Annotated in this window: 1 protein-coding gene; it reads left to right on the top strand. The window is 42.5% G+C overall.

The genetic code is table 11. From position 1 onward, the window contains the following. Positions 1-148 precede the first annotated feature (148 nt). Positions 149-1,665: IS1182 family transposase (locus ACYVSB_RS12605; RefSeq protein WP_461219661.1), on the top strand; the 1,517-nt coding region annotated here is incomplete at its 3' end.

Genomic DNA, 1,665 nt, shown 5'->3' with positions numbered 1-1,665 from the left:
GAGGCTAGGACACAATTCTAGTTTCAAAAATAAAAGCCCCAAAATTCCGAACTTTTTCGGAATTTTGGGGCTTTTTATGTAGGCATAGAAACCATCTTCTGGTAACCTTAAATTCGACGAAAAAAATAAGTGTCAGGAGTCGGTCTCTATGTTTAAACAGTATAACAATAATCAAACCACTTTATCAATCCCCCTTGAAATTAAAGTCAACGATCAACACGTTGTTCGCATTATTAGCTTGTTTGTGGACTCTATTCCGGATGATTTTATCCCACAAAGGGTAAACGCTCAACGCGGCCAGCGGCCGTATGATCCTCGCCTACTACTTAAAATGTTACTATTTGGCTATTTACGTAATGTTACTTCCGCGTCAAAGCTAAGGGAAATGGCGGAAGAAAATATTCCGATGAAATGGCTCATTGGTGATCCTGATGTCACTCCCAGTGCCCGAACGATCAATCGTTTTAGGTCTTCTAATACCGCGGCGACATTAATTAAGCAAATGTTTCTGCACTTTCGCTTCATGCTCCAGCAACTTAACTTGATTACAGATGAGGCGCTTTTTATTGATGGCACAAAGATCCTGGCCGATGCGAATAAGTATAGCTTCGTTTGGCGTGCCTCTGTGGAGCGCTATGAACCCATACTCGATCAAAAAGCCAATGAATTATTTGATGAACTCATTCAAAATAATATCAATCTCAATGTTGATGCTGATGACCCTGATATTCTCAAGAAGATGGAAAGCGCCGCATCTCAATTGGAACAGAAGGTTGCAGAGCTGACAACGGCCATTGATTCTGAAGAGGTCAAGCCTGGCGGCTCACCAAATAAGCGACTTAGACGAAAGTACAAGCACTACCTTCATACACTGAAAAAAGACCTCATTCCGCGTAAAACCAAGTATGTTGAGGCTCGTCACCTTTTCGGTGATCGAAATAGCTTCTCAAAAACTGACCACGATGCCACTTTTATGCGTATGAAAGAAGATCCGATGATGAATGGTCAGCTCAAGCCGGGGTACAATGTCCAAATCGGCACGCAGTGCCAGTATGTACTCTACTATTACGTCTGCCAACGGCCTACAGACCAGCGAACGCTTGTACCTTTCCTTGAACAGGTTGATCACCACTTTAACTATATTGTTGCTGATGCAGGATATGGTAGTGAATCTAACTATGATTACGTCATTGATGAGTACAGAGCTATTCCACTCATTCCGTACACAATGTACTTAAAAGAGCTCTCACGTAAATACCGGAAGGATATGTCGAAGCGTCAAAACTGGTTATATGAAAAGACTTTAGACCGTTATACCGATGATCACGGCGTCCAATTTGAACATCATCGGGACTACTATCGAACAGATAAATACGGGACAACGAGGCACTTCGTAGAATATACGGCGGTTAATGCAGATACACCTGAGCTCTATTACTACGCGAATACGGATGGTGGTAACCTCCGCCGTATCAGCGTTAACCCACACTGGGAGGATTTGAAGAATTCTGTTAAATCTAACCTCAGCGCAGACAAGACTGCTTCGATCTTCGCCAAACGGAAGTTTGAAGTTGAACCAGTTTTTGGAAATATTAAAACGAACATGAATTTTATGCGCTTCTCTGTACGTGGGAAACGGGCAACCAATAACGAAATGGGATTGGT

The organism is Lapidilactobacillus salsurivasis (assembly GCF_054785215.1).
This window is presented reverse-complemented; position numbering and strand designations above follow the sequence as displayed.